Below are 24,780 nucleotides of genomic sequence, written 5' to 3' on the forward strand. Positions count from 1 at the left end.
GAACTCCTACAGGTGATGGCGGCACACACCCGCCATCGGATTCCATCCGCGGCGATGAGCGAGGGAGTGGGGGGTAGTGGGCTTCCTGAAATGGAGCAAGCGTCCGGCCGAGCAGGTACAGGCTACGCGGCCGCAGGTCAATGTCGCGCGGGGACTGGTGGCCAGAGCGACAACACCCTTGCTGCCCGACGACTACCTGCATCTGCTCAACCCACTGTGGTCGGCGCGTGAGTTGCGGGGCAAGATCGTCGAGGTCCGCAAAGAGACCCGTGACACCGCCACCGTCGACATCAAGACGGGATGGGGATTCGACCACGAGTACCGGCCCGGACAATATGTGGGAATCGGTCTTCAGATCGAAGGTCGCTGGCACTGGCGCTCATATTCTCTGACATCCATCGCAGGCGACGGAAAAATCATCTCGGTGACGGTCAAGGCCAATCCTGACGGGTTCCTGTCCAGCCACCTCGTCGATGGCGCCGAGCCGGGCACCGTCATCCGACTCGCTGCACCCAAGGGCGATTTCTCTCTGCCGAATCCGCCGCCGGCAAAAATCCTCTTCATCACTGCGGGATCGGGCATCACGCCGGTGATGGCAATGCTCCGCGCATTGGACGGCCGGGGGCCGATGCCTGATGTGGTGCACATTCACTCGGCACCCGATCGCGACAGTGTCATCTTCCACGACGAACTCGTCGAATTGCAGGACCGTCGCGACGGGTACGCGTTGAACATGCATCTGACCCGTCAGGATGGCAAAGTCGACCTCAACGACCTGTCGTCCGTCGTACCCGATTGGCAGGAACGCGAATGTTGGGCCTGCGGCCCGGTGCAGATGCTCGATGTGGCCGAGGAGGTGTGGGAACGCCATGGGCTCCGCGAACGGCTCCACATCGAACGGTTTGCCATCGCCCGGACAGACAAGGGCGGAGAGGGTGGCACGGTCACCTTTGCCAAGTCCGGTAGAGAAGCACATATCGATGGGGCCACAACACTTTTGGAGGCCGGCGAAGAACTCGGGATCCAGATGCCGTTCGGCTGCCGAATGGGCATCTGTCAATCGTGCGTGGTCCCACTGGACGGCGGATACGTTCGCGATCTGCGCTCGGGGGACGAGCGCAGGGAAGGGGACCGGATCCAGACATGTATCAGCACCGTGTCTGGTGAATGCACGCTGGATCTCTGAGCCGGCACACGTGCGAACCGACAAGACAAACAGGGGGTAGTTGCAATGGCCATCACCGACATCGATCGATACGCACACCTGTCCGAGGCGGACGTGGAGGCTCTCGGCCGAGAGTTCGACGCGATACGGCGCGACATCGAAGAATCCCGCGGCGCTTCCGACGCCCGCTACATCCGCAGAACCATTGCGCTGCAACGCGGTCTGGCCGCCGGCGGACGGGCGGTGCTGTTCGCGAGCAACAAGAAGCCGGCCTGGGTCGCCGGCGCGGCAATGCTCGGCGTCGCCAAGATCATCGAGAACATGGAACTCGGGCACAACGTGATGCACGGGCAATGGGACTGGATGAATGATCCCGAAATCCATTCCTCGTCCTGGGAATGGGACACCACGTGCCCGAGCATTCAGTGGAAGCACTCCCACAATTTCATCCATCACAAGTACACCAACATCGTCGGCCTCGACGATGACGTGGGTTACGGGATCCTGCGGGTCACGCGTGACCAGCGCTGGGAGTGGTGGAACCTGGGCAATCCGGTCTACAACTTCCTGCTCGGCACCTTCTTCGAATACGGCGTGGCGCTGCATCATGTCGAGACCGAGAAGGTCCGCAAGGGCGAGAAGAGCATGCGCGACGTGGCCAAGGATCTCAAGATCATCGGCCGTAAGGTCGGCAAGCAGGCCGCCAAGGACTATCTGATCTTCCCGGCGCTGTCCGGTCCCAACTTCAAGCACACGCTGACCGCGAACCTCACGGCGAACTTCATCCGGAATTACTGGACGTACGCGGTGATCTTCTGCGGACACTTTCCCGACGGCGCCGAGAAGTTCACCAAGGCCGAGTACGAAAACGAAGACCAGGCCCGCTGGTACCTGCGACAGATGTTGGGGTCGGCCAATATTCGGGCCGGACGGTTGATGCGATTCATGACCGGCAATCTCAGTCACCAGATCGAGCATCATCTCTTTCCGGATCTGCCGAGCAACCGCTACGAGGAGATCGGGGTACGTGTCCGCGAACTGTGCGACAAATACGATCTGCCGTACACCACGGGGTCGTTGGCACATCAGTACTTGCAGACCTTCCGCACCATCGCGAAGCTGGCGTTGCCCAACGCCCTGCTCTCGGCAACCGCCGACGATGCACCGGAGACCGCTTCAGAGCTCCGTTTCAACGTTCGTCAGGGCATGCAGACGTCCTTCGGCCCGGACCCGGATACCGGCCGTCGCCGGGGACTGCGCACCGCCTTGCGTGAACTCCGCGAGTCGAAAGTGAAGGTGGCCTGACATCGCCGGTCGCCTCGCCCGGACACGCCACGGGGCCCGCCAGGCGGGAGAGTTCCTGTCCAGGTCTGACAGCAATGCGACCGCGGTGCGGATCGCGCGTGCCGTTCGGGTCAGAACCCCGGGCGCCGGCGCCGAGGTGACCGCGGACCGGATGCGCGGATCAGACCGGATCGCCGGTCTGATCGCGCAGGCGCGGGGCGAAAACCCCAGTGCCGTGCGAGAACTCGGTCTGGCCGCTGTCGAATCGTGGCAGGCATTCGTGTCGCGTCGCGGCCGGTCCGGGCCGGACGACGGCGGCCCGGTCACGATCCTGTTCACGGACCTGGTGGGATTTTCCACCTGGGCCCTCGGTGCGGGCGATGACGCCGTCCTGAAATTGCTCGGCGAGGTCAATCGCGCCAGTGAGGAGATCATCAGCAGGCGCGGCGGCACGGTGACCAAGTACCTCGGTGATGGATTGATGGCGGTGTTCCCCGATGGTACCGACGCCATCGAGGCCGCTCATGAAGCCGGGGTCGCGGTCAGCGCCATCACACTCGACGGCTATCGGCCGGCGCTGCGCGCGGGTCTGCACACCGGCCGACCACGCCCCGTCGGTGACGACTTCCTCGGTGTCGATGTCAACATCGCCGCCCGCGTGGCCGACGCCGCGTCAGCCGGTGAGGTCTTGGCAACCGAAGCGACCCTGGCCGCCACCGACCAGACCAAATACCTCAAGCGGCGCAGACGCTTTCGCGCGAAGGGTACTCCCAGAGATCTCGTCGTGTATGCCGTCGTACCGCGCTACGACGACGTCGCGGAGGGTCGTTGATCAGTTTTGGGTAGTGAGCGGTAGAGCACCTTCAACTGGTCGGCCGCGATATCGAGTGACCTGACATCGCGCTGGCTGCGGCATTGCACAATCGATCCCTCGATCGCGTTCACCACAAAGAGTCCATAGTCCCGGGCAGCATTCGCGTCCACGCCGTCGGCGATCGCCGCCTGTGCCACCAGATCTCGCCACCTGTCGAACGCCACGTTGGCCGTGGCTGCGACCTGCGGCTCGTCGGGTGCAGACATGGCCGCGGCCAACACCGGACATCCGAGTGCGAACTCTGATCGGACCAATTCCCGCTTCCACCACTTGATCAAACCGTCGACGGCGTCGGTCGGCGTCCGGGTGGCGGCCAGATGTGCGATGAACGATGTCATCTCCTCGCCGGCCGAGGCGGTGGCGTTGGCGATGAGCTCCGACTTTCCTTCAGGGAAGTGCTGGTAGATGGAGTTGCGGGCGGAACCGCTGCGCTTGAGTAGGTCGGCGACACTCGTCGCGAAGACGCCTCGGCGGCGAACGAGATCGATCGCGGTATTCACCAGTCGCTCCCGTGGCCCGGCCGTGTCGTCGAAGTGCTGCATCGGATCGCCGCTCACGGGTTGCCTCGTACTTTCCTGTCAGAGTCGATGGACCGATCGGTCCACTACGGTGTTAGGCTCACACCCACGTGGACCGACTGGTCCACAATCTACAGGAGGATCGCCCATGACCGCCCAGACAGACAACCCGTCGTCAGTCCCTGCTTCTTCGGAGCCGGCGGCGCCGCGCATCGAGGAGATGAACGGACTCGAGGTCCTTCGCTTCCTGACCTCACTCCCGGACCAGCCACCGAACATCTCGCAACTGGTGGGCATGGAGATCGACAGCCTCGAAGAAGGTGTTGTGCAGTTCAGCCTGCGGGCCCGCCCGGATATGACCAACCCGATCGGATCGCTGCACGGAGGTATTTGTGCCACCCTCCTCGACTCCGTGATGGCGTGCGCGGTCCACACCACACTCGCACCGGGCATCGGATACGGAACCCTGGAACTCAAGGTCAACTACATCCGATCGGTTCCCACCGACGGTCGCCGAATCATCGGTCATGGCAAGGTGATCCACGCCGGGCGTCGCACCGCCACCGCGGAGGGACAGATCTTCGACGAAGCGGGCAAGCTGATCGCCCACGGCACGACCACCTGCATCATCCACAGCTGATCGGGGCGTGTTGCCGCCCCGGCCCGACCGCTGTCCCTAGACTGCACGGGTGAGCAGAAGCAGCAGATCCACCGCCCGGTTCGACGCCGGCCTGGTCGAACCGGCCATGCGACATCTGACGTTGTCGGCCAATCACGGCAAGCTGTGGTTCGGCGTCGCGGGCGTTCTGTCCTGTAGCGGAAAGCGTTATCGGCGTGCGGGTTTGCGAGGGATCGGGTCGTTGGCCGGAGCGAGCCTGCTCTCCAACGCGGTGCTCAAGCCGCTGTTCAGCCGAGGCCGACCACCAGTTGATCCACTGCTACCGCCTGCGCTTCGCAAAATGCCATGGACCTCTTCGTTCCCGAGTGGACACAGCGCCTCCGCGGCCGCCTTCGCCGTGGGTGCCGCACTGGAGCGTCCACGGACGTTGATCGTCGTGGCGCCCCTGGCCACCGCTGTTGCGTACTCGCGGGTCTATCTCGGTGTCCATTACCGCAGTGACGTTTTCGCGGGGGCCGCGGTCGGGGCGGGCGTGGCCCTGGCCGGGCATCGCCTGTGGCCGGCGGCACCGGCAGGTCCGGCCCGGACCGCTCCGGGTACGGCAGCGGCCCTACCCGGTGGAGAAGGCCTGACCGTGGTGATCAACTCCAGAGCCGGCAGTTCCGATGGTGCCGAGAACCGCATCCTCGGCGTACTCCCATCGGCTCACATCGTCCACTGGGATCCCGACAGCCCGTTGTCCGAACAGGTCCCGGCAGACGCCCGGGCACTGGGGGTGGCCGGGGGTGACGGCACGGCCGCGGCGGTTGCGCAGCTCGCCCTCGACCGTGGCCTGCCATTGGCCGTCTTCCCGGCCGGGACGCTCAACCACTTTGCTCGCACACTGGACCTGGAAACCTACGCCGAGACTGCGGCGGCTGTCGCCTCCGGATCTGCCGGAACAGTCGATGTCGGACGGGTCAACGGGGCGATCTTCCTCAACACCGCCGGTCTTGGCGGCTACCCCGGCATGGTCCGGCTCAGGGAGCGCCTGGAGCACAAGATCGGAAAGTGGCCGGCCGCGGCCTATTCGCTGTTCCGCGCGCTGAAGGGCACAAAACCGATCGTTCTCGAGATCAACGGTGCAGAACATCCGGTCTGGGCCGTGTTCGTAGGCAACGGCACCTACTGGCCTCGGGGACTGAATCCGGGGACGCGTTCCGATCTCGCCGACGGGATTCTCGATCTGCAGTACCTCCGCGCCGACAAGCGCTGGGGCCGAACCACCGCCGTGATCGCATCTCTCTTCGGCACCGTCGAGCGGAGTCGGGTGTTGGGATCGGTGCAGTCGGACCGGATCGAGATCCGATCGCGGTCAGGCCCCATCCTCATTGCCCATGACGGGGAGGTCGAGGATCCTGTGGACGACATCAGGATGGACGTCGAACCACGCGCGCTCACCGTCTACCACTGAGATATCGGCTCCATCTGGATGTGCGGGTGCCGGCAGCTGGGGTTTGCGCCGGTCCGGGCGCGGGTATGCCGGACACATGGCCGAGCAGCCCCCATCGAATCTCGTCTCCTCCGACCCGCCTGGTGTGAGCATCACCCTGACGATCAACGGAGCGGAAACCTCGATCGAGTGTGACCCGCGGACGACGCTGCTGGATGCGTTGCGCGATCGTGTCTGGTCACCCGGCACGAAGAAGGGTTGCGACCGCGGGCAGTGCGGTGCGTGCACCGTTTTGCTCGATGATCGTCGGGTGGTCAGTTGCCTGGTCTTCGCCGTCGCGGCGCAGGGCCACCGGGTCACCACGATCGAGGGCATGTCCGATTCCTCTGTCGGCGGTGAACTGCAGAAGGCGTTCGTCGATTGCGATGCCCTCCAGTGCGGATACTGCACGCCGGGCCAGATCTGCTCGGCAGTGGGTATGTTGGACGAGGTCAAGAAGGGCTGGCCCAGTGCGGCGACCGACGATCTCACCGCCAAGGATCTCGAACTCGAGGACAACGAGATACGAGAACGGCTCAGTGGCAATATCTGTCGCTGCGGCGCCTATGTGAACATCCTGGCCGCGGTACGCAGTGTTGCCGACGGGGTCCGCGAGCCGGGAACGGCGTCATGAGGACGTTCGAGTATGTGGTGCCCGACAGCGTGGATTCGGCGGTAGAACAACTCGGCGCCGATCCCGATGCGCGCCTGCTGGCCGGTGGCACCAATCTGGTCGATCTGATGAAGCTCGGGGTGAGCACGCCGGCGACGCTCATCGACGTGACAGCGTTACCGCTCGACGGTGTGGAACTCGACGATTCCGGCTTCTTACGGATCGGTGCCACATCCCGGAACAGTGAACTCGCCGCCCATCCGGTTGTTCGCGAGCGCTATCCGGTGTTGTCCAGGGCACTGCTCGCCGGCGCGTCGGGTCAGCTCCGGAATATGGCGACCACCGGCGGAAACCTGTTCCAGCGCACGCGATGTCCCTACTTCATGGATGCGCACAAAGCCTGCAACAAACGCGAACCCGGATCGGGGTGTTCGGCACTGCAGGGAGAGGGCCGAGAGATGGCCATCCTCGGTGCGTCCGACAAATGTGTGGCGACACATCCTTCCGACATGGCGGTCGCGATGGCCGTGCTCGATCCCCACCTCGATGTGGTCGGTCCCGGCGGACCCCGTTCGGTCGCGTTCGAAGACTTCTATCGGCTACCCGGCGAGCACCCCGAGAGGGACAACACGTTGGACCGCGACGACGTCGTGGTCTCGGTGCGCATACCCCCGTTACCCGCAGCGCGTAACTCGACCTACCGAAAAGTCCGTGACCGGGCCTCCTTTGCCTTCGCGCTGGTCTCCGTGGCCGCCGTCCTCGAAGTCGCAGATGGTCACGTCACCACCGCGCGTATCGCACTCGGCGGTGTTGCCCACAAGCCGTGGCGTGCTCACAGCGCCGAGCGGGCGCTGATCGGACGGCCGGCAGTGCGCTCGGAATACGCAGCGGCGATGGAAGCCGAGCTTGCGGGATCAGAACCCCTGACAGACAACGCATTCAAGGTATCGATGATCACTGCAGTGGCCACCCAGACACTCGTCGAACTGACTCCCACCGACCAGGTGTCGCAATGACCGCGTTGGGAGTGGGACACCACCGAGTAGACGGCGCCGACAAGGTGCGTGGTGCCGCGCTGTACACCGCGGACCGAATCAGCCCGGATGACACCGCGATTGCGCATTGTTGCCACGTCGGCGCGACGATCGGCCGGGGGCGGGTGATCGACGTGGACTCCGGCAGCGCACTGCGGCATCCCGGCGTGATCGACGTACTGTGGCACCAGAACGCACCGAGGCTGGGCAGTATCGAGGACGCCGAACTGCATGTCCTGCAGTCCGCCGATGTCCATTATCGTGGCCAGATCGTTGCCGCCGTGATCGCCACGTCGGCCGAGTCGGCCAACGCCGCCGCCGAAGCGCTGGTGATCGAGTACGACGAGGCCGGCGACTTCGACAACATCCTGCACGCCGAACACCCCGACCTCTATGTCCCGGAGGAGGCCAACGGAGGGTTTCCCGCGGAAGCGACCCGCGGCGACCCGGAGACCGCGCTCTCCGCCGCCGCACATGTGGTGGATCACTGGTACTCGACACCGGCGATGCACAACAATCCCATGGAACCGCATGCCAGCATCGCTCGATGGCAACAGACCGGAGACAAGGCAACACTGACGGTCTGGGACTCGACCCAGGCACCGTCGGGCGTGGCCGACGATCTGGCGACGCTCTTCGGAACCGATCCCGACAACGTCCGCGTGATCGCCGAGCATGTCGGCGGCGGCTTCGGGGGCAAGGGAAGCACCCGGCCGAACGCGGTGCTGGCCGCGATGGCCGCGTTGCATGTGCAGCGAACGGTACGGGTGGTGTTGCCCCGCTCGGCGACCTATCGGTTTGTCGGATACCGGACCCCGACGTTCTCCCGGGTGGCGTTGGCCGCTGAGGCCGACGGTCGACTCTCAGCGGTCTGTCACGACACAGTTCAGCAGACGTCACGAATTGTCGAGTTCGTCGAACAGACAGCCGAGGCGACCCGGCACATGTACGGATCCGAACACAGTCGCACCAGTCACCGGGTCGCCCCGTTGGATGTCTCGACCCCGCGATGGATGCGGGCACCGGGGGAGTGCCCCGGTGTACACGCCCTGGAATGTGCGATGGATGAGCTCGCGTACGAACTCGGCGTCGACCCGATCGAGCTGAGGATCAGAAACGAACCCGAGTCCGACCCGGCAACCGGCGTCCCGTTCAGCTCGCGCAGTGTCGTGCGGGCGCTGAGAGTCGGCGCCGACCGGTTCGGATGGGATCGACGGAATCCGGTGCCGGCGGCCACGTCGGTGGGACGCAAACTCGTCGGCAGCGGCGTCGCGCTTGCCTCCTATCCCGCACTGACCACGCCGAGTAGCGCTCGTGCCTGTGCCCGACCGGACGGGTCCTTCGACGTCTCGGTGGCCGCCTCCGACATCGGAACAGGCGCCCGTACGGTCCTCACACAGATCGCTGCCGACGCCCTGGAAGTGCCCTACGCCCGGGTGCGTCTGCACCTCGGCGACAGCGCACTTCCGACCGCGCCCGGCGCAGGTGGTTCATCGGGCACGTCATCGTGGGGATCTGCGGTCCACAAGGCGTGCACCGAGCTGCGCTACCGCCTGCACCAGGTGGGCTCCCCGCGCGAGTCGCTGGAGGTCATGGCCGACACCAGCGACGACGTCGAGGCCCGTGAGAAGATGCCGCGGGAGGCGTTCGGCGCTCAGTTCGCACGCGTGTCGGTCGACGTGGACACCGGTGAAGTTGCGGTGGACGCGATGCTCGGGGTGTTCGCGGTCGGCCGCGTACTGAATCCACAGCTGGCTCGTTCCCAATTCATCGGAGCCATGACCTTCGGCCTGGGTATGGCACTGATGGAGGAGGGCGTACCCGATGCCCGCTACGGCGGATTCCTGAACGACAGCATGGCGGATTACCACGTGCCATCGCACGCCGATGTCCGCGACATCAAGGCGATGTGGATCGAAGAGGACGACGACAACCTCAACCCCATGGGCAGTAAGGGGATCGGCGAGATCGGCAATGTCGGCTCGTCGGCCGCCATCGTCAACGCCGTCTTCCATGCGACCGGCGTCCGCATCAGAGACCTTCCGGTGCGGGCCGACAAACTGCAACAGCTCATCGACCCGTCATTGCGCAGGTGATGCCGGTGCACCGGCAACCGGGTGAGACCGTCAGATCACTTTCGGTCCCGGGACCGGGGTTGCCGGGTCGGGCCCGGGCGGGCTGGGTACCGGATCCGGTGACGGCACCGGCGGCTCGGGTTCGGGCAGCGGCGGCGTCGGAGGCTCGGTGCCCGGTTCGGGCCGGGGTGGTTCTGGTGCCGGTATCGGTTGTCCCACAGTCGAACTCCTAACAAAGTCGGCGCGTTGTGCGCCGTTCGGCGTCCATCGGATCCTCGGTGACGAGTTCCTGCATCACAGGAACCACATCTCCACAACTACCATCTGCTCGCCCGGTCGACGAGGATGCCCGCTCGGCGGGGATCGTGTCGTCCGGTAGACAAGACGTATGGACGTACTCAGTGGCCGAATCATCCTGCGCCCGGCCGACCCCGAGACCACGCTGGCGTTCTATCGGGATCAGCTGGGACTCGCCATCTCTCGTGAGTATCCGGGTGGCACCGTGTTCTTCGCAGGTGGCACGTTGATCGAGGTCGCCGCCCATCTGTCCGAGGGCGGCGCGGTGCCGAGCACCACCGTGCTGTGGCTTCAGGTGCGTGATCTCGCCGCAACGCAGGCCGAATTGGAAGAGCGCGGGGTTCAGATCAGGCGCGAGGCGCGGACCGAACCATGGGGCCTGATCGAAATGCACATCGCCGACCCGGACGGTACGACGATCATCGTGGTCCAGGTGCCTGCGGACCATCCTTTGCGTAAGGATCTGCGAACATCGGGTCAACCGTAGGTTGCTCGATCAGCGCGACCTTGCCGAACCTGGCAGCATCATGAATGTGGGCTATGTCGAGCAACTGAGAGATCTGGCCGAACGGTGCGGCGTCGCCACATCGTATGAGGGGTGGGACAAGACCCGCCGTGAGGTCTCCACCGAGACCTTGCAGCACATCCTCGATGCGCTCGGTGTCCGGGTGGGGTCGGTGGACGAGGTCGAGCGGTCGCTGACGGACCTCGAACTCGGTCCCTGGCGGCGGACGCTGCCACCGGCGATGGTGGTGACCGAAGGTTCCGACGCCACCGTCGGCGTCCATGTACCGCATGGTGACCCGGTGCGGGTGTGGGTGCAGACCGAGGACGGCGATCGGGTCGATGTCGCTCAACTCGACATCTGGGTCGATCCGAGAGACGTCGACGGGCAACTCGTCGGCCGGGCCACGTTCGCCATCCCATCCGGACTGCCGACCGGATGGCACACGCTGCATGCTGCGGTCGGCGCCGATCACGGCCCGCGTGAATCGGCGAACGCGCAGTGCACGCTCGCTGTGACACCGCGGCGACTGACCACCACCGACCGGTTCTCAGATGACCAGCTGTGGGGTCTGGCGACGCAACTCTATTCGGTACGCTCGCGCCGATCGTGGGGGATCGGTGATCTCTCCGACCTCGCCGACATCGCCCATATCGCCGGATCGGTCCACGGCGCCGACTACGTTCTCGTCAATCCACTGCATGCCGCCGAGCCGCAGCCGCCGTTGGAGAGGTCTCCGTACCTTCCGACCACCAGACGCTTCGTCAACCCCATCTACATTCGTGTCGAGGACATCCCGGAAGCCTCGCAGTTGCCGGATGACGCCCATCACGAGATGCGGTCCTTTGCCGCGAAGTTCGCGAAGCTGAACACGGACCCTCACCGGATCCGTCGGAATTCCGTCTACCGGGCCAAGTTGCGGATCCTCGAATCCGTGTTCCGGGTACCACTGAGCCCCCGTCGCCGCGGGCAATTCGACAAGTATCTCGCCGAGGAGGGTCGGGGCCTCCTCGAGTTCGCGACATGGTGTGCCCTGGTGGAGAAATACGGTGCGGCCGGCCCGAAATGGCGCAAGTCGCTTCGTGATCCCGAAGGCGTGGCACACCTCCGCATCAAGTTCGCCGACCGGATCGCCTTCTACAGCTGGCTGCAGTGGATTTGCGACGAGCAGTTGGCCACTGCCCAACAGGTCGCGCTCGACGCCGGTATGGAGATCGGCATCATCCACGATCTCGCAGTCGGTGTGCAGCAGGGTGGTGCAGACGCGTGGGCACTCGGTGATGCGCTCGCCGCCGGCGTATCGGTGGGCGCTCCGCCTGATGCCTTCAATCAACAAGGACAACTGTGGAATCAGCCACCGTGGCACCCCTGGCGTCTTGCCGACCAGGGTTACCGGCCCTATCGGGACATGCTCCGGACGGTCCTGAGGCGGGCCGGAGGGCTGCGGATCGATCACATCCTGGGGTTGTTCCGGCTCTGGTGGATCCCGGCAGGCGCATCGCCTGCGGCCGGCACCTATGTGCGGTTCGATCACGAGGCCTTGATCGGGATCCTGGTTCTCGAGGCACAACGCGCGGGGGCGGTGGTCATCGGTGAAGACCTCGGCGTCTTCGAACCTTTTGTGCAGGATTACCTCAGCGAACGTGGAATCCTGGGGACGTCGATCCTGTGGTTCGAACACGGCGAACACGCACCGATACCGCCAGAGTCATACCGCCGGTTGTGCCTGACCTCGGTCAATACCCACGACTTGCCACCGACCGCGGGATACCTTGCCGGAGAACATATCCGATTGCGCGCGGAGCTCGGACTCCTCGAACAGGACGAGGCGACCGAACGCGCGCTCGATGCCCGCGACCGGGACGCCATCATCGAAATGGCCCGGGCCAGGGGACTGATCGCCGACGACGCCGACACCGAGGCGGTGGTGGACGGCCTTTACGCCCTGATCGCCCGCAGCCCGTCCATGCTCCTCGGCGTCGCGCTGGTCGATGCCGTGGGAGAGGTCCGCATCCAGAATCAGCCCGGTACAGACGAAACCCAATACCCCAACTGGTCGATACCCCTGGCCGACGGGGATGGGAAACCGGTCCTGGTCGAGGACCTGGCCGACAACCCGCACGTCGTCCGGTTGGTGCGTGCGCTCGGCCGGTGATCCGGCTGCTATTCGGCCACCACCGGGGGAGCAGTCGCCTTCTCCAGTGCCCAGGTGAGGGCATGGTCGGCGACCGCTTCCCAGCCGGGCTCGGCACATGTCCAGTGTGAGCGGCCTGCGAACTCGTAGAAGTCCGTCACGGCCGACGACTTGTGGTAGTGCTTGGCATTCGATTTGTTCACCGAGGCGGGCATGATGTGGTCGGCCCCACCGGCGATGAACAGCAGCGGCGCGCGATCATCCTTGCCGTAGTCGACCCAGGTTTCCTGGTGTCCCGGCTTGAAGTTGGCGGTGAGGCCGTACGCCCATACCCAATTGCCCGGTGCGGCAATGTGATAGCGGTCGTAGACCGCCTGTGACTCCGCCACCGACAGGGTGTTGGTGAAGGCATAGTGGAACTGCTTCGGGGTGAAGCCGGCCGCCCGGTGCCGATTCGCCGGGTTCTTCAGGATGGGGAACAGGGATTTGATCTGGGACGGCGGGTTCACCCGGACCCCCTCTGTGGGTGCGGAGTCCACCACCACCGCCGCGGCTCCCAGGCCGCGGGCCACCAGTAGCTGAGTGAGCGTTCCGCCGAACGAATGGCCGATGAGTATCGGCGGCGTTTCGACCGACTCGATCACCGCGGCAAGGTGATCCACAGTCTCCGGCACGGTCAGCCCGGCGATCACATCGGGGTTTTCCCGGAGCGCCTCGACCTCGATCTCGAACCCCGGGTAGGCGGGCGTCAGAACCTTGTAGCCCTGGGCCTGATAGTGAGCGACCCAGCCTTCCCAGCTACGTGGGGTCATCCAGAGGCCATGGATCAACACGATGGTGTCGGGGGTTGCGGCAGGGCCGGTCATGGGTGGGTCCTTTCTCGCGAAGTCGACACACACGGCGCCGAGTCGGCCGTTGTGCCCGACCTGCCAGAAAGGTACGGTCCGGTTGAAGACGTCAACCGGCCGATCGTGCACGGTTTTGTTCCCAGAGCGCATAATTCATCGTTTCTGCAACGAAAAACCGCTCGGCTTTCACAGCCACTTCTGACGCCGGAAGACCACGTACAGCGCCACTGATGCAGCCACCATCAGCACCACTGCCAGGGGATAACCTCCTGCCCAGGCCAATTCGGGCATGACTTCGAAGTTCATGCCGTAGATCCCGGCGATGAGTGTCGGCGCGAACAAGATCGCGCCCCATGACGAGATGCGCTTGACCTGTTCGTTCTGCTCGATGCTGACCTGCGTCATGGCGCGGATCTCTTCGTTCTGTTGCTGTGTCACAAGGCTCCCGTGGACCGAGAGTGCGTTCTGCAGGGTCGCGCGAAAGGCTTCCGCACGGTCCGTGATGCGCAGTATGTGGTCGAGAACATCACGAAGCCTGCGGCGCAGTTCGATGTCGACGCCGGTTTCCTCCGTGCCTTCGCGAAGTGCCTCGATCATCGTCACCAGCGGAACGGTGGCCCGCTGGAATTCCATGACTTCCCGTGACAGGTCATAGATCCGGCGGGCGACCTCGGGTTGGCCGGTGAACAGCTGATCTTCGATCTCGTCGATGTCGGCCTGCAGTTCGGCGACAACCGGCTGGTATTCATCGACAACCTGATCGATGATTGCGTAGAGCACCGCCGCAGTACCCAGGCACAACAGCTCCGGCGTCGATTCCAGCCGCAACCGCACGCGGGCGAGATCCGGCGACTCGGCATGGCGGACGGTCACCACGAAGTCCGGGCCGATGAAGACGTGGACTTCACCGAATTCGACCCGCTCCGCGCGGCCGACGTATCGCGCCGGCCGGAGCACCACGAACAGTTGATCGCCGTAACCTTCGAGTTTTGGACGCTGATGTGCCGCGATGGCATCGTCCACCGCCAGGTGATGCAAATCGAATTCTGTTGCTACCAAGTCGATTTCGGCACGGCCCGGACGATACAAGCCGATCCATGACATCCCGTGACGGGCCTGCGTCACGTCATAGGTGATATCGAGGCTTTCGGGGTTGGTGGTTCTTTTTCCGTCGACGTAGACGGCGTTGTCAATGATCGCCACACCCAAACCCATTTCGTTCGTCTGCCCGGATCACCGGGCAGTCACTTCGCCAAGGCGCATTGCATCGAGCCGATCTCGTCGTATATGCGCTGCCAAACAAGTTCGTGCTCAACGGCGTCGATGACGCCGCCCTTCATCGCGCGATCTGCGTCGATCATAGTCGTGGCCATGGCGACGAGTTCGTCCCGCCGGTTCAGGACGGTTTTTGGTGTGCATCCCGCCATCGTCAGCACCACGACAGTCTTGATCCGATGACGTAGTGACCCCACATACCGCCTGCACACGAGCGCGGCCGCCACCGCGGCAACGATGGGTACCACGAGCGCCACAACAGCCGAGACCCCGGATGCCTGCAGCACGACCGAGCCCAGCAGCCACGCCGCGGCGCTCCACATCGCCGCGCCGCGCCAGACCCGGATACGCCGGCGATCCGCAGCTGATGCGCCGGGCGGATACACGGTGATCCGCACCCGCCATATCCCGTGGCGGAGGTAACTGTTCTCGCACGCACCCCACAGGTGGGAACCCTCCCACAATCGAGCCCACCAGTCCGGACCGGAACCCTGCGCCAGTCCCAGAACGTCCAGCGGCGAGGGATGGCCGACGCCGGATCGGTCGTGTGCGTTCGAACCCCGTGAATCTTCATTCATAACCACATCTGTACTCCTGCTGCAGGCTGCTGAGCTGCGATCCTGACGTAACTTTGACGATCAAACGGTAGATCTTGACGTGTTCCGCACGGAAGCGCCCGGACCGCTCGGTCACCAGTCGAATTTGGTTATCGCCCAAGGGTTTCGAACGATTCGGGTCCTGTCCCGGTCATCATCGAAGGTGTTCAGCCCGCAGAGTCACCCCTCCAGTCGTTGATCATCTCCGCAGCGCTGCTGGGTGTGACGGTGGCCGGGAGAAGTATCGAGGCAATGGAGGGCGCAGGCAGGTCATTGAGCGCGTGGTCGTACCAGATCCCCTTGGACAGGGAACTGACCCACTGATGAAACGGACGATCGGGGGTGATGCTGTCGCGTTTGAGGCTGGCCACGAGGACGCGTTCCACACCAAGCTCGATGGTCCATCGCATGACGGTGTTGACCACCGCGCGCTCGATCGACCCCGAGCCGCGGCGCGGCCAGTCGACGCCGAAGACAACTCTCGACGATGCAACCAGGTCCACGTCGACGACCACCACACCGGGTAAGCCGTGGTCAGGCCGGATTGAACCGGCCCGTGTCTGCGATGTCGACATGAAGCGTTGCGAAGCACGCTTGAGGCTGTCGTCGCGACCGAAATACGCAATCGGTCCGGAACTCACCTGACGAGAAGTGATCATGGTCAACGATTACGCCGCAGCTTCGGGCCCGTCACCGTACTGCAGCGAAAATTGACGAATTCCAAACGTGCGCGCAGCGGAACCGATATGCGATCTCGCCTGCCGCACTCCCGATTTCGGTCACGCGGAGCCGGAACATCTGAACGCACCTTTTCGGTCAACGGTGACGGTTACGCTCTCCCCATGCACTGCGTGGTCATAGGTGGGGGATTGGCCGGATTGGCATCGGCGATATGGCTTTCCGAGGCGGGTCATCGGGTCACCCTGTTGGAACGCCGGGGGTCGGTCGGTGGTCGAACGACAGCGATGCCGTTGCCGGTCGTCGACGACGTACCCGACAACGGGCAGCATGTCTTCGCCAGCGGATACGTGTATCTGATGCGGTACCTCGACAGCGTCGGTACCCGCGAGAAAGTCTGCTTCCCAGGGCATATGACCGTCCGGATGCCCGGCGGTGACAGTCGTCGGTCGGCATTCGGTGGCATCGCCGGATTGCGGACCGCGCTCGGCGACCTGCCGGGTGTCACCGGTGTGGACCGGCTGCGGACCGCACGTGCGCAGGTCACCTTGATCCGGCAGGCGCTACGACAGCCCGCATGGCTCGACGACATCACCGCCGACGAATGGTTCCGGCGGATCGGAATGCCACAGTCGGCACGCGCTGCACTGTGGGACGGGATCGTGATCGGACTGACCGGCGACAAGCCCGACATCTCGTCGGCGAAGGTACCCGCCGATCTGCTCGTCACCGGGATCCGGCAGGCACGTCAGACCAGGACACCCATCTCGATCGGGTACCCGACCGTCGACCTCGGCACCCTGTTCATCGATGGTGCTCACAAGGTCTTCGCCAACAACGGGGTCCAGGTGCGGAACCGGGCCATCGTCGCGTCCGTCGATGTCGTCGACGACACCGTTACCGGTGTCATCCTCAACGACGGTGAGCGAATTGCCGCCGACGCCGTGATCTGTGCGGTCCCGGTGTGGAATGTGAAGGGGCTCCTCGACCGGGTGCCTGGTCACGAGCAGATCTACGCCGCCACCGAGCACTTGACCCCGGTCCCGATCGTGAGCGTCAATCTGTACCTCGATCGTTCGATCGGAATGACCGACTGGGGCGAAATCCTCTATGGCGGAGAAGGAGTTCTCGAGCAGGTCTGGGATCGCCAGCGGATGCACGGCCGGGATCCGTCGCGCAACCACTTCTATTCCACGACCGTCTCGGCGGCATATGAGCTGAGGCACAGGTCCAATTCCGAGATCACCGAGATCCAGATGGAGATGCTGCGGCGGTACTACCCGGACGCCGCCGATGCGGAGGTGATTCACAGCCACGTTGTGCGGATGCCGAAATCCACGTTCGCGCAGCGGCCCGGTACCTCTGGCGTCCGGCCGGATCAACGGACCGCGGTGCGCGGATTGGCCCTGGCCGGCGACTGGACCCGCACCGACTGGACGACCACGATGGAGGGCGCCTGCCAGAGTGCGGCGCGCGCGGTCGAGGTCATTCTGGACTACGCGAACCACCCGGCCTGATCACGCCCATCGCGCCGTCATCCGACCGCGGCGTCTACGCGCAACTGCAAAGGAGTTCGGCAGATGGAGTCGTTTGTCCAGTTCCGCAAGGGAACGACACCCGATCATGTACATCGCGACCTCAACGGCCTCAAAGACGACGAACTCGGTCGATATGGTTTCGTGGGCCGGCAGGCCCAGCTGTATCGCCGCAACGACCCCACCCAGTACCGGGCAACGGGGACCATCGCGCCCACAGATGTCATGGTCGACGATCTCGAACCGACTGATCTCCGCGACGCCGAAGGCGCACCGCTGCTCCTGTTCTCGAACCCGGATGTCCGCTTCCTCCTGAGCCGGCGCACCACCCCGATGCCTTTCTTCACCCGCAACGTCGGTGGTGACGAGCTGATGTTCGTCCATCGGGGTACCGGTGTGTTCCAGACCGAGTTCGGTGAGATTCCCTACGAGCCCGGGGTCTGGGTGCTGTTACCCAAAGCGGTGACGTACCGGCAGGTGCCCGCCGCCGGTGAACACGCGATCCTCATCGTCGAATCGGTGGAGGAGTTCCGGGTCCCGGCTCCCGGGGTCCTGGGACGGCATCACCCGTTCGATCCGACGATGGCCTTTGTGCCCGAACCCGAGGTCCTGACCGACGGCGGACCCACCTGGCGCGTCCGGCTGGTCCGCCGGGACGCCACCGGAGAACTCGAATACGACCACAATCCTTGCGACGTGGAAGGTTGGAAGGGCGACTACTTCCCGTTCAAGTTCAACATCCGCCACTACAACCCGATCTTGTCCGAGAGCGTGCATCTACCGGCGACCGCGCAGATCTTCCTCGAGTCAGAGGGGGTGGCGGTTCTGAACTTCCTGCCACGTCCGGCCGAATCGCGTCCCGGAACAGAACGTCTCCCGTGGTATCACCGCAATGCCGACTATGACGAGGTGGCCCTCTTCCACAGTGGCGACCTGTTCGGAATCCCCATGCCGACCGGCCTCATTTCGCATGCGCCCCAGGGCATCCACCATGGCCCACCCGAGGTCGCCCGGGCACGGGCGCGCCGAAAGTCGGACGACTACGACCGGGTCAACTGGTCGATCATGTCCATCGACGTCCACCGGCCGCTCACCGTCAACGCCGATATCCGGACAGTCGGCGAGGAACGACGATGAGCTCGTACAGCCGCACCCCGTTTCTGGTCGTGTTTCCCGAAACGTCTATCACGCGGCACATCTACGGGGGGACCGGCGAGAACGTCGCACTGGAAAGCCACCTGCTCCGCGACGACACCGACGCCGACACCGTCCTGGTGTTCATGCACCCGATCGGTGGTGGCGCGTATCTGCCGATGATCAATGCTCTGGCCCGCGCCGGTCACCATGTCATCTACTGCAACAGCCGGTACCGGGGAAACGACACGGCGTTGCTGATGGAGAAGGTCACCGAAGATCTGGCCGCGTGTGTACGGCACTCGAAAGACGTTCTGGGTTATCGGAATGTCGTCCTGACCGGGTGGAGCGGGGGCGGATCGCTGTCGACGTTCTACCAGGCCCAGGCCGAACATCCCACGGTGGCCGCCTCCCCCTCAGGGGATGGACCCGATCTCACGTCACTGACGATGCCGCCGGCCGATGGCCTGATGCTGCTCGCCGCCCACGTGTCCCGTCACCAGACGCTGACCGAGTGGATCGACGCGTCCATCCTCGATGAGCACGATCCGTCGGTCCGAGATCCCGAACTCGACCTCTACAACCCGTCGAATCCGAATCAGCCGCCGTACAGTTCGGAGTTCCTGTCTCGTTACCGCGCGGCACAGGAGGCCAGGAATCGCCGAATCACCCAGTGGGTCAAGGCCAAGCTCTATCAATTGCGAGAAGCCGGCCGCGACGTCGACGAGTTCTCGTTCGTTGTCCACGGCACCATGGCCGACCCCCGCTGGCTCGACCCGACGGTCGACCCCAATGATCGCGAACCAGGGGTCTGCTACCTGGGCGATCCCCAGGTGGTGAACATGAGTCCTGTTGGCCTGGCCCGGTTCTGCACTTTACGGAGCTGGCTGTCGCAGTGGAGCCTCGACGACGCCCATGCCGACGCGGTCACCTCCGCGCCCGCGGTGACCGTGCCGGTTCTGGTCATCGGGAACACCGCCGATGATGCCTGCACCCCGAGTCACACCCGGCGCATCCACGAAGCATTCGTCAACACCGATGCCGAAATCTATGAGGTGAAAGGGGCTACGCACTACTACTCGGGACCGCACATGAAGGCGCACCTGGCCGACGCCGTCGGACGGATCACCACCTGGCTGACCGAGCACGGATGGGCAGACCACCTTTCCGGGGTAACCACCGGCACAGCACGGTCCGGACCTGCGTGATGACGCCGACCCGGGCGTACCCCGGTCCGGCCGATCAGTTCACGCGTAGGGGATAGGTCGCGCGTCGTGCGGCGTGAACCGGGCAGTAGTGCATGGGGTTGTCGCGTTCTGAGGCAGACGGCAAGTTGCGTTCGGGTGTCTCCACCAGCGGTGCGTCCTTCGCGACTCGGCCGTTGACCCGATCCCAGGCGTCGCGTGGACGCGGATGACGCCTGGGTCGCTGGGGAAGCAATCGGTGCATCACCAGATTCACCCCTTTGCCGAAGAGAGTGAAGAGCTTCTCGTCTCGCTCGGACCATGTCAGGCCGAGCATCTCGCGGATCGGCTCGTCGTAGAAGCCGGTGGTCATCCACATGAAGAATCGCTGATTGCCCGGGGAGATGAACCGCTCCCAGAAGGCGACCGGGATGAACCGGAGAAAGGGGGGTGGCGGCAGCTGTCCGATGTCGAGCACCGTCCGAACTGCCGGATGATCACGGAGTTCATTGCGGCACATGTGATCCCAATACTCGAGAAAGTCTTCGTACGTATCGGGGACGGGGCGCATCGAGACGCCGTACATCGCGTACCAGGCCTTGGATTCTTCAAAGAGCTGCCGCTTCTGGTCTTCTGTCAGCCACGGCCCGAAGCGCTCGCACAAACGGATGTTGCCGTACCAGAAGGTGGCGTGCGCCCAGTAGAAGACATCGGGATCGAGTGCGTGATAGCGGCCGCCATCATCCATGCGGCCCTTGATGTCTCGGTGATAGTCGCGAACTTCGCGTCCGGTCTGCGTTCCGCCGTCGAACACCACTCCGCTGATCGGGTAGAGCGAGCGCATCAAGCGCTGCCAGCGTTCGCCGAAGAAGTCGGAGTGTTCCCAGACCGCCGCGCCCAACTTGGGGTGCATGTTCTGCATCGAACCGGCCCACAGTCCGGTGAACATGCCCGTCCATGTGCCCCAGATCTGCCAGGTGAGCGAGTCCGGGCCGAGCGGCTCGTAGTCGTCGGCACGGAGAACCGTCGCGTCGACGCTGGTTGAATTATCAGCCTCGTCCGAAGGGGCGTTCGGCAGGTCTGTCATGAGACGAAAGTGTAGATTTGTCTCAATCGAGAGTCAAGGATCGCCCGCGCCGATACTGATCCTCGTCGGCAGCCCGAGTGGGGGGATCAGAGTTGCCCCGGACAGTGGCCGGTTGGCGCGTCGCCATCCGGACGGCGTGACTCCGTACGCCGCTCTGAACAGTTGGGCGAAGTGCGTGGCGTGGGTGAATCCGTGCTTCCGTGCGATCGCGGTGATGGTCAGATGCCGGTGGCTCAGCAGCGACGCCCGAGCTTGCTCCAGGCGGCGTGAGGCGATGTATCCGGCCAGGGTGCCGTGCGTCTGCGGCCAGTTCTTGTAGAGCTGACGCACAGAGATGTTGTGAGCGGCGGCGATGGCGTCGGCGCAGAGATCCCGGTGGTCGAGGTGTTCGTCGATATGACGCTCGATTCTGGTGATCAGGTCGTCGTCAGCACAGTTGGCTCGGACGAGGTCTGCTGCGCTGATCAGCAGGGACCGGACGATACCGACGGTGGAGTTGTTCAGTGTGCCGAGCAGATGCGGATCACTGGCCGCAACGGCTCCGAGTTGCCGGATGTGGTCCGACACGAGCGAATACAGCGGGACTCCGGAATGGAGGTTGTCGAGACCGCGTCGGACGGTCTCGATCGAGAGGGCCAACCGTGCATGGTTGATGTGAACCGCGATCGCCGCCCCCGGTCCTTGTCCGCGGAAGTCGAAGGCGCTCGACTGGTCGAGACCCACCAGTGTGGGTCGACCGGATCGCTGCTCGGAACCGGCCTGGTCTCTGGACAGGGTCCACCCACCGGGTTCGAGGACGGCCAAGGTGAGCACTCGGCTCAGTGGATCTGCGCGGTGCCGACGGGGACAGGACACCGAAAGCCCGGAAAAGCGGAGGTTCATCAACCAGACCCCGTCGCCCAGGACCCAACTCTGCACAGAGGTGTCGCCACGACCGTGATGAGTCCGGGTCACGACGAGGTGTGGCGCGGCACCACAACCGTCCGCGGTGACCGTATGCGGCGGGGGTGTCATCGGCTCTCGTCGTCACAGGCGGCGATGTCCCGCCACGCGCGTGGGGTGAGGCCGTACTTTTCCCGGAAGCGTCGGGTGAAATAGGACGGGTTGGTGAATCCCCAGCGTCGGGCCATGGTTGCAACAGGGACGTTGCGGGTTTCCGGACGCGCCAGTTCGTCATGGCTGCCCTCGAGACGGCTGGTGATGATCCACTGCTCGAGGCTGAAGTCGGCGTCTTCGCAGAGCCGGAACAGTTTTCGGGTGGAGATGTCGTGGGCCCGCGCGATCTTGTCCGGGCAGAGCGACGAGTCGGAGAGGTGTCGACGTACGTACCCGCGGATTCGCGGCAGCAGCACCTCGGCCATCATGCCGCGCGCGTAATCGGCGTTGTAGGCCGATGCCAGCATCGCGCGGGTCAGTTCGATGGTGGACTCGTCGACATCAGGTGCCGCCGCAGTGGCCGCCAGTGCGTCACCAACTGCGGCGAGTTCGGAGATGTGGGAGCCGACCAGTGCATACAGCGGGCTGGCGGGTAGGCGGGAGGCCGCCACCGAGGTCACCTCGTACGGAAGTCCGAGTTGGTCCACCGGAACGTACAGCGCCTGGGATGCACCGGGTCCGTCCCACCCGAATGAGTAGGGCGCGTTCATATCCATGAGCATCAACTCACCCGGATACACGTCCCGCTGAACACCGAACTGGTCGTGTCGACCAACGCTCCGCCGCTGTCGAGCCAGCGCCAGCACCTCCGAGGGTCCGGACCGGATCTGTTTTGGCTTGCGGCTCAAGGTGATTCCGGTGATGTGCGCCTGGAAGACACTGGTCTGTCCGATCTCGGCCATCTCGAGTACGGCATCGGCAGCGGCCGGATCGCCGATCACGAGATCCTGGGGCCAACTCTGATCCAGAAAGATCGACTTCAGGGCGTCGGCTCGCTCGTGCACAGGAAGCTCGGATGAGCGAAACATGACCGGCATGCCTCACCTCGTTCGGTCGACACAGTCGGGGACCACGGGCATCACCTCGCAGAACCGACGATTGGAAATCACCGTACGCCGATTGTGATCCTCCCGCGCTGTGAGGTCCCAGCTGTCCGAGCTCAGTGGCCATCCGTGACCGAGAATCACCGGACGACCCGGGCCTCAGAAACCTTTGTCGTTCAACCAGGCCAGTGTCGTGCCTGCGACTTCTTCCCAGCCATCGTCCATGGTCAGGCAGTGCCCGCGACCCTCGAACTCGTGGTACTCGGTGATCGAATCGCCACCGGCGTACAGCGCGAGCACTTCCCGGGTCACCTTCGCCGGGACGGTGTGGTCCGCGGTGCCCGAGATCAGGAGCAAGGGCCCCCGCACTGCTTTGTGGGTGTCCACTGCTGCCGGGGAGTGCCGTCGAAAGTTGGCGGTCGCGTCTTCGAACAGTGGCCGGCCGGGCCCGGGAATCGTCCACTTCTCGAACAGATCATCGGAAGCCTCTTGCGTCAATGTGTTGCCGAAACTGTACTTGAACTGTTTCGGCGTCAACGTCACCGTCTTCTTCTTGTTCGCCGGGTTCGACAGGACCGGGAATCCGGACCGCAGCTGCGAGAAGGGGAGTGCCTTGACCCCTTTGATCGGCGCCGGATCGATCGCGACGGCAGCGGCGGCGACGTCGGTCGCGAGGAGTTCTTGAGCGATCAGCCCGCCGAAAGAGTGTCCGATGACGATCGGTTTGGTGTCTAGCGCGGCGATCACGTCCACGTAATTCTGGTAGATGTCCTGTATGCCAACGTTGTTCATTTTCTCGGGCATCGTGCGGGTTTCCTGCACGGTGGCGCCGTCACCCGGCCAGCCCGGCGCACTGGTGGTGTAGCCGCGTTCGGCGAACAGGGTCATCCACGGTGTCCACGCGCTCGAATGAATCCACAAACCATGGATGAACACGACGGGATTGTTCTGCGGTGCAGCCATTGCGGTTCCGTTCGGTCGAGGGTGTTCACAGCGTCTGGATCAGGCCGCCGTCGATGGTGAAATCGGATCCGGTCACATTGCCAGATGCCGTTCCGGCCAGGAAGACCACCAGGTGGGCTACCTCGTCGGGTGTGGTGAACCGTCCGGTGACCGACTGCGCCGCTGCACTTTTGGCCACCTCATCGGCTTGTCCGCCGCCGGCCGCGGCGATCGTCTCCGCAACGCCACCCTCGCCGAGCCACAGGCCGGTGGACACCGGTCCGGGGCTGACCGTGTTGACGCGTATTCCCCGCGGACCGAGTTCTTTCGAGAGTGATTTACACACATTGGTCAGGGCCGCCTTGACCGCGCTGTAGTCCACCACTCCGGGATCGGGGAGAAAGGCGTTGACCGAGCTGACAGTCACGATCGCTCCTCCGCCACGTCGGAGCAGTTCAGGAATCGCAGCTCTCGTGGTCCGGACGGTTGACATGAGTCCCAGCGTCCAGGACTCGTACCACTGGTCGTCGGTCACGCTCACGAACCCGGCCGGCCTCGGGGTGACCGCCCCGGCATTGTTGACGAGGATGTCCACACCGCCAAGTCCTTTGGCCTGCTCGATCAACGCGACCGGACCTTCGGGTGTCGACAGATCCACCGGAACGAACGTCACGCGGCCCGCATCTTCCAGACCGGCGAGATCGGGACCCCGACTCCGTGAACCAGCGACTACGTGGGCGCCTTCCTCCGTCAGCGCGGTGGTCACCGCCAACCCGATACCTTTGCTGGCGCCGGTGACGACCGCCAACTTTCCTGAGAGACCCAGATCCATCCGCATCCGATCGTTGGCGCAGACACCGCAGGCAACCCGCTGGACCGTCAGCGGTGAGGCGTCAGGCGATCGACCGGGCACCCCGACCCATATCGGCACGA

General features: G+C 64.3%; 23 protein-coding genes. 13 read left to right on the plus strand and 10 right to left on the minus strand.

What is annotated here, in order from left to right; genetic code table 11:
* Positions 1–76 precede the first annotated feature (76 nt).
* From AC51GR_RS15685 to AC51GR_RS15695, 3 genes are read left to right on the plus strand one after another with little or no spacing between them, the layout of a single operon-like run.
* A complete protein-coding gene (locus AC51GR_RS15685) occupies positions 77–1,186 on the plus strand; it encodes a ferredoxin reductase (protein ID WP_496325564.1) in 1,110 nt (369 codons plus the stop codon).
* Between the two features lie 45 nt (positions 1,187–1,231).
* Positions 1,232–2,470, plus strand: coding sequence for a fatty acid desaturase family protein (locus tag AC51GR_RS15690; protein ID WP_496325565.1), 1,239 nt, complete (start codon positions 1,232–1,234; stop codon positions 2,468–2,470).
* Between the two features lies 1 nt (position 2,471).
* Positions 2,472–3,281 carry an adenylate/guanylate cyclase domain-containing protein gene (locus AC51GR_RS15695; RefSeq protein WP_496325875.1) on the plus strand — a complete coding sequence of 270 codons (810 nt, stop codon included), beginning with the start codon at positions 2,472–2,474 and terminating at the stop codon, positions 3,279–3,281.
* Here AC51GR_RS15695 and AC51GR_RS15700 read toward each other — a convergent pair.
* Positions 3,254–3,880 (minus strand): TetR/AcrR family transcriptional regulator, encoded by a 627-nt coding sequence (locus AC51GR_RS15700; RefSeq protein ID WP_496325566.1) that lies wholly within the window; start codon positions 3,878–3,880, stop codon positions 3,254–3,256. The genes AC51GR_RS15695 and AC51GR_RS15700 overlap by 28 nt on opposite strands.
* A 181-nt stretch (positions 3,881–4,061) precedes the next feature.
* Here AC51GR_RS15700 and AC51GR_RS15705 point away from each other — a divergent pair, with 181 nt between their 5' ends.
* The 7 genes from AC51GR_RS15705 to malQ all read left to right on the plus strand — a co-directional run bounded on the left by AC51GR_RS15705 (position 4,062) and on the right by malQ (position 12,610).
* Positions 4,062–4,481 carry a PaaI family thioesterase gene (locus AC51GR_RS15705; RefSeq protein WP_496325876.1) on the plus strand — a complete coding sequence of 140 codons (420 nt, stop codon included), beginning with the start codon at positions 4,062–4,064 and terminating at the stop codon, positions 4,479–4,481.
* 49 nt (positions 4,482–4,530) lie between these two features.
* A complete protein-coding gene (locus AC51GR_RS15710) occupies positions 4,531–5,913 on the plus strand; it encodes a bifunctional phosphatase PAP2/diacylglycerol kinase family protein (protein WP_496325567.1) in 1,383 nt (460 codons plus the stop codon).
* A 76-nt stretch (positions 5,914–5,989) separates the two neighbouring features.
* Positions 5,990–6,565, plus strand: coding sequence for a (2Fe-2S)-binding protein (locus AC51GR_RS15715; protein WP_496325568.1), 576 nt, complete (start codon positions 5,990–5,992; stop codon positions 6,563–6,565).
* On the plus strand, positions 6,562–7,560 hold the full coding sequence (locus AC51GR_RS15720) for an FAD binding domain-containing protein (RefSeq protein WP_496325569.1): 999 nt from the start codon (positions 6,562–6,564) through the stop codon (positions 7,558–7,560). Before AC51GR_RS15715 ends, AC51GR_RS15720 begins: the two co-directional genes overlap by 4 nt.
* Positions 7,557–9,674 (plus strand): xanthine dehydrogenase family protein molybdopterin-binding subunit, encoded by a 2,118-nt coding sequence (locus AC51GR_RS15725; protein WP_496325570.1) that lies wholly within the window; start codon positions 7,557–7,559, stop codon positions 9,672–9,674. Before AC51GR_RS15720 ends, AC51GR_RS15725 begins: the two co-directional genes overlap by 4 nt.
* 367 nt (positions 9,675–10,041) lie before the next feature.
* Positions 10,042–10,437, plus strand: a complete 396-nt coding sequence (locus tag AC51GR_RS15730) for a VOC family protein (protein ID WP_496325571.1) — start codon at positions 10,042–10,044, stop codon at positions 10,435–10,437.
* 46 nt (positions 10,438–10,483) lie between these two features.
* The gene (gene malQ, locus AC51GR_RS15735; protein ID WP_496325877.1) at positions 10,484–12,610 is read left to right on the plus strand and encodes a 4-alpha-glucanotransferase; all 2,127 of its coding nucleotides are present in this window, start codon (positions 10,484–10,486) and stop codon (positions 12,608–12,610) included.
* Positions 12,611–12,618: 8 nt separating this feature from the next.
* Here malQ and AC51GR_RS15740 read toward each other — a convergent pair whose 3' ends face one another.
* From AC51GR_RS15740 to AC51GR_RS15755, 4 genes are all read right to left on the minus strand, one after another.
* Complete coding sequence (locus AC51GR_RS15740) at positions 12,619–13,455, minus strand: alpha/beta hydrolase (protein ID WP_496325572.1); 837 nt, start codon at positions 13,453–13,455, stop codon at positions 12,619–12,621.
* A 168-nt stretch (positions 13,456–13,623) separates the two neighbouring features.
* Positions 13,624–14,640 carry a magnesium and cobalt transport protein CorA gene (locus tag AC51GR_RS15745; RefSeq protein WP_496325573.1) on the minus strand — a complete coding sequence of 339 codons (1,017 nt, stop codon included), beginning with the start codon at positions 14,638–14,640 and terminating at the stop codon, positions 13,624–13,626.
* 41 nt (positions 14,641–14,681) lie between these two features.
* Positions 14,682–15,290: a DUF6611 family protein gene (locus tag AC51GR_RS15750; RefSeq protein WP_496325574.1), complete on the minus strand. Its 609-nt coding sequence runs from the start codon at positions 15,288–15,290 to the stop codon at positions 14,682–14,684.
* A gap of 185 nt (positions 15,291–15,475) precedes the next feature.
* Positions 15,476–15,967, minus strand: coding sequence for a hypothetical protein (locus AC51GR_RS15755; RefSeq protein WP_496325575.1), 492 nt, complete (start codon positions 15,965–15,967; stop codon positions 15,476–15,478).
* Between the two features lie 183 nt (positions 15,968–16,150).
* Between AC51GR_RS15755 and AC51GR_RS15760 the strand changes: the two genes are divergently transcribed.
* From AC51GR_RS15760 to AC51GR_RS15770, 3 genes are all read left to right on the plus strand, one after another.
* Positions 16,151–17,503 (plus strand): hydroxysqualene dehydroxylase, encoded by a 1,353-nt coding sequence (locus AC51GR_RS15760; RefSeq protein WP_496325576.1) that lies wholly within the window; start codon positions 16,151–16,153, stop codon positions 17,501–17,503.
* A 63-nt stretch (positions 17,504–17,566) separates the two neighbouring features.
* On the plus strand, positions 17,567–18,658 hold the full coding sequence (locus tag AC51GR_RS15765; RefSeq protein ID WP_496325577.1) for a homogentisate 1,2-dioxygenase: 1,092 nt from the start codon (positions 17,567–17,569) through the stop codon (positions 18,656–18,658).
* Positions 18,655–19,863: an alpha/beta hydrolase family protein gene (locus AC51GR_RS15770; protein ID WP_496325578.1), complete on the plus strand. Its 1,209-nt coding sequence runs from the start codon at positions 18,655–18,657 to the stop codon at positions 19,861–19,863. Before AC51GR_RS15765 ends, AC51GR_RS15770 begins: the two co-directional genes overlap by 4 nt.
* A gap of 34 nt (positions 19,864–19,897) precedes the next feature.
* On the opposite strand, the gene AC51GR_RS15775 is transcribed toward AC51GR_RS15770, so the two are convergent.
* The 5 genes from AC51GR_RS15775 to AC51GR_RS15795 form a co-directional block, all read right to left on the minus strand.
* Complete coding sequence (locus AC51GR_RS15775) at positions 19,898–20,926, minus strand: oxygenase MpaB family protein (protein ID WP_496325579.1); 1,029 nt, start codon at positions 20,924–20,926, stop codon at positions 19,898–19,900.
* A 33-nt stretch (positions 20,927–20,959) separates the two neighbouring features.
* A complete protein-coding gene (locus AC51GR_RS15780; RefSeq protein ID WP_496325580.1) occupies positions 20,960–21,940 on the minus strand; it encodes a helix-turn-helix transcriptional regulator in 981 nt (326 codons plus the stop codon).
* Positions 21,937–22,899, minus strand: a complete 963-nt coding sequence (locus AC51GR_RS15785) for a helix-turn-helix domain-containing protein (protein WP_496325581.1) — start codon at positions 22,897–22,899, stop codon at positions 21,937–21,939. The genes AC51GR_RS15780 and AC51GR_RS15785 overlap by 4 nt, the downstream gene beginning before the upstream one ends.
* Before the next feature lie 165 nt (positions 22,900–23,064).
* On the minus strand, positions 23,065–23,868 hold the full coding sequence (locus tag AC51GR_RS15790) for an alpha/beta hydrolase (protein WP_496325582.1): 804 nt from the start codon (positions 23,866–23,868) through the stop codon (positions 23,065–23,067).
* Between the two features lie 25 nt (positions 23,869–23,893).
* The gene (locus tag AC51GR_RS15795; RefSeq protein ID WP_496325878.1) at positions 23,894–24,679 is read right to left on the minus strand and encodes an SDR family NAD(P)-dependent oxidoreductase; all 786 of its coding nucleotides are present in this window, start codon (positions 24,677–24,679) and stop codon (positions 23,894–23,896) included.
* Between the last annotated feature and the right edge of the window lie 101 nt (positions 24,680–24,780).

It is taken from the genome of Williamsia sp. z71 (assembly GCF_059553375.1).

Bases quoted from the DNA above. Each gene is read 5' to 3' on its own strand.
- AC51GR_RS15750 (WP_496325574.1), bottom strand. From the start codon at position 15,290: ATGAATGAAGATTCACGGGGTTCGAACGCACACGACCGATCCGGCGTC.
- AC51GR_RS15775 (WP_496325579.1), bottom strand. From the start codon at position 20,926: ATGACAGACCTGCCGAACGCCCCTTCGGACGAGGCTGATAATTCAACC.
- AC51GR_RS15790 (WP_496325582.1), bottom strand. From the start codon at position 23,868: ATGGCTGCACCGCAGAACAATCCCGTCGTGTTCATCCATGGTTTGTGG.
- AC51GR_RS15760 (WP_496325576.1), top strand. From the start codon at position 16,151: ATGCACTGCGTGGTCATAGGTGGGGGATTGGCCGGATTGGCATCGGCG.
- AC51GR_RS15705 (WP_496325876.1), top strand. From the start codon at position 4,062: ATGAACGGACTCGAGGTCCTTCGCTTCCTGACCTCACTCCCGGACCAG.
- AC51GR_RS15770 (WP_496325578.1), top strand. From the start codon at position 18,655: ATGAGCTCGTACAGCCGCACCCCGTTTCTGGTCGTGTTTCCCGAAACG.
- AC51GR_RS15725 (WP_496325570.1), top strand. From the start codon at position 7,557: ATGACCGCGTTGGGAGTGGGACACCACCGAGTAGACGGCGCCGACAAG.
- AC51GR_RS15740 (WP_496325572.1), bottom strand. From the start codon at position 13,455: ATGACCGGCCCTGCCGCAACCCCCGACACCATCGTGTTGATCCATGGC.
- AC51GR_RS15785 (WP_496325581.1), bottom strand. From the start codon at position 22,899: ATGCCGGTCATGTTTCGCTCATCCGAGCTTCCTGTGCACGAGCGAGCC.
- AC51GR_RS15795 (WP_496325878.1), bottom strand. From the start codon at position 24,679: ATGGATCTGGGTCTCTCAGGAAAGTTGGCGGTCGTCACCGGCGCCAGC.
- AC51GR_RS15690 (WP_496325565.1), top strand. From the start codon at position 1,232: ATGGCCATCACCGACATCGATCGATACGCACACCTGTCCGAGGCGGAC.
- AC51GR_RS15755 (WP_496325575.1), bottom strand. From the start codon at position 15,967: ATGATCACTTCTCGTCAGGTGAGTTCCGGACCGATTGCGTATTTCGGT.
- AC51GR_RS15730 (WP_496325571.1), top strand. From the start codon at position 10,042: ATGGACGTACTCAGTGGCCGAATCATCCTGCGCCCGGCCGACCCCGAG.
- AC51GR_RS15780 (WP_496325580.1), bottom strand. From the start codon at position 21,940: ATGACACCCCCGCCGCATACGGTCACCGCGGACGGTTGTGGTGCCGCG.
- AC51GR_RS15720 (WP_496325569.1), top strand. From the start codon at position 6,562: ATGAGGACGTTCGAGTATGTGGTGCCCGACAGCGTGGATTCGGCGGTA.
- AC51GR_RS15715 (WP_496325568.1), top strand. From the start codon at position 5,990: ATGGCCGAGCAGCCCCCATCGAATCTCGTCTCCTCCGACCCGCCTGGT.
- AC51GR_RS15765 (WP_496325577.1), top strand. From the start codon at position 17,567: ATGGAGTCGTTTGTCCAGTTCCGCAAGGGAACGACACCCGATCATGTA.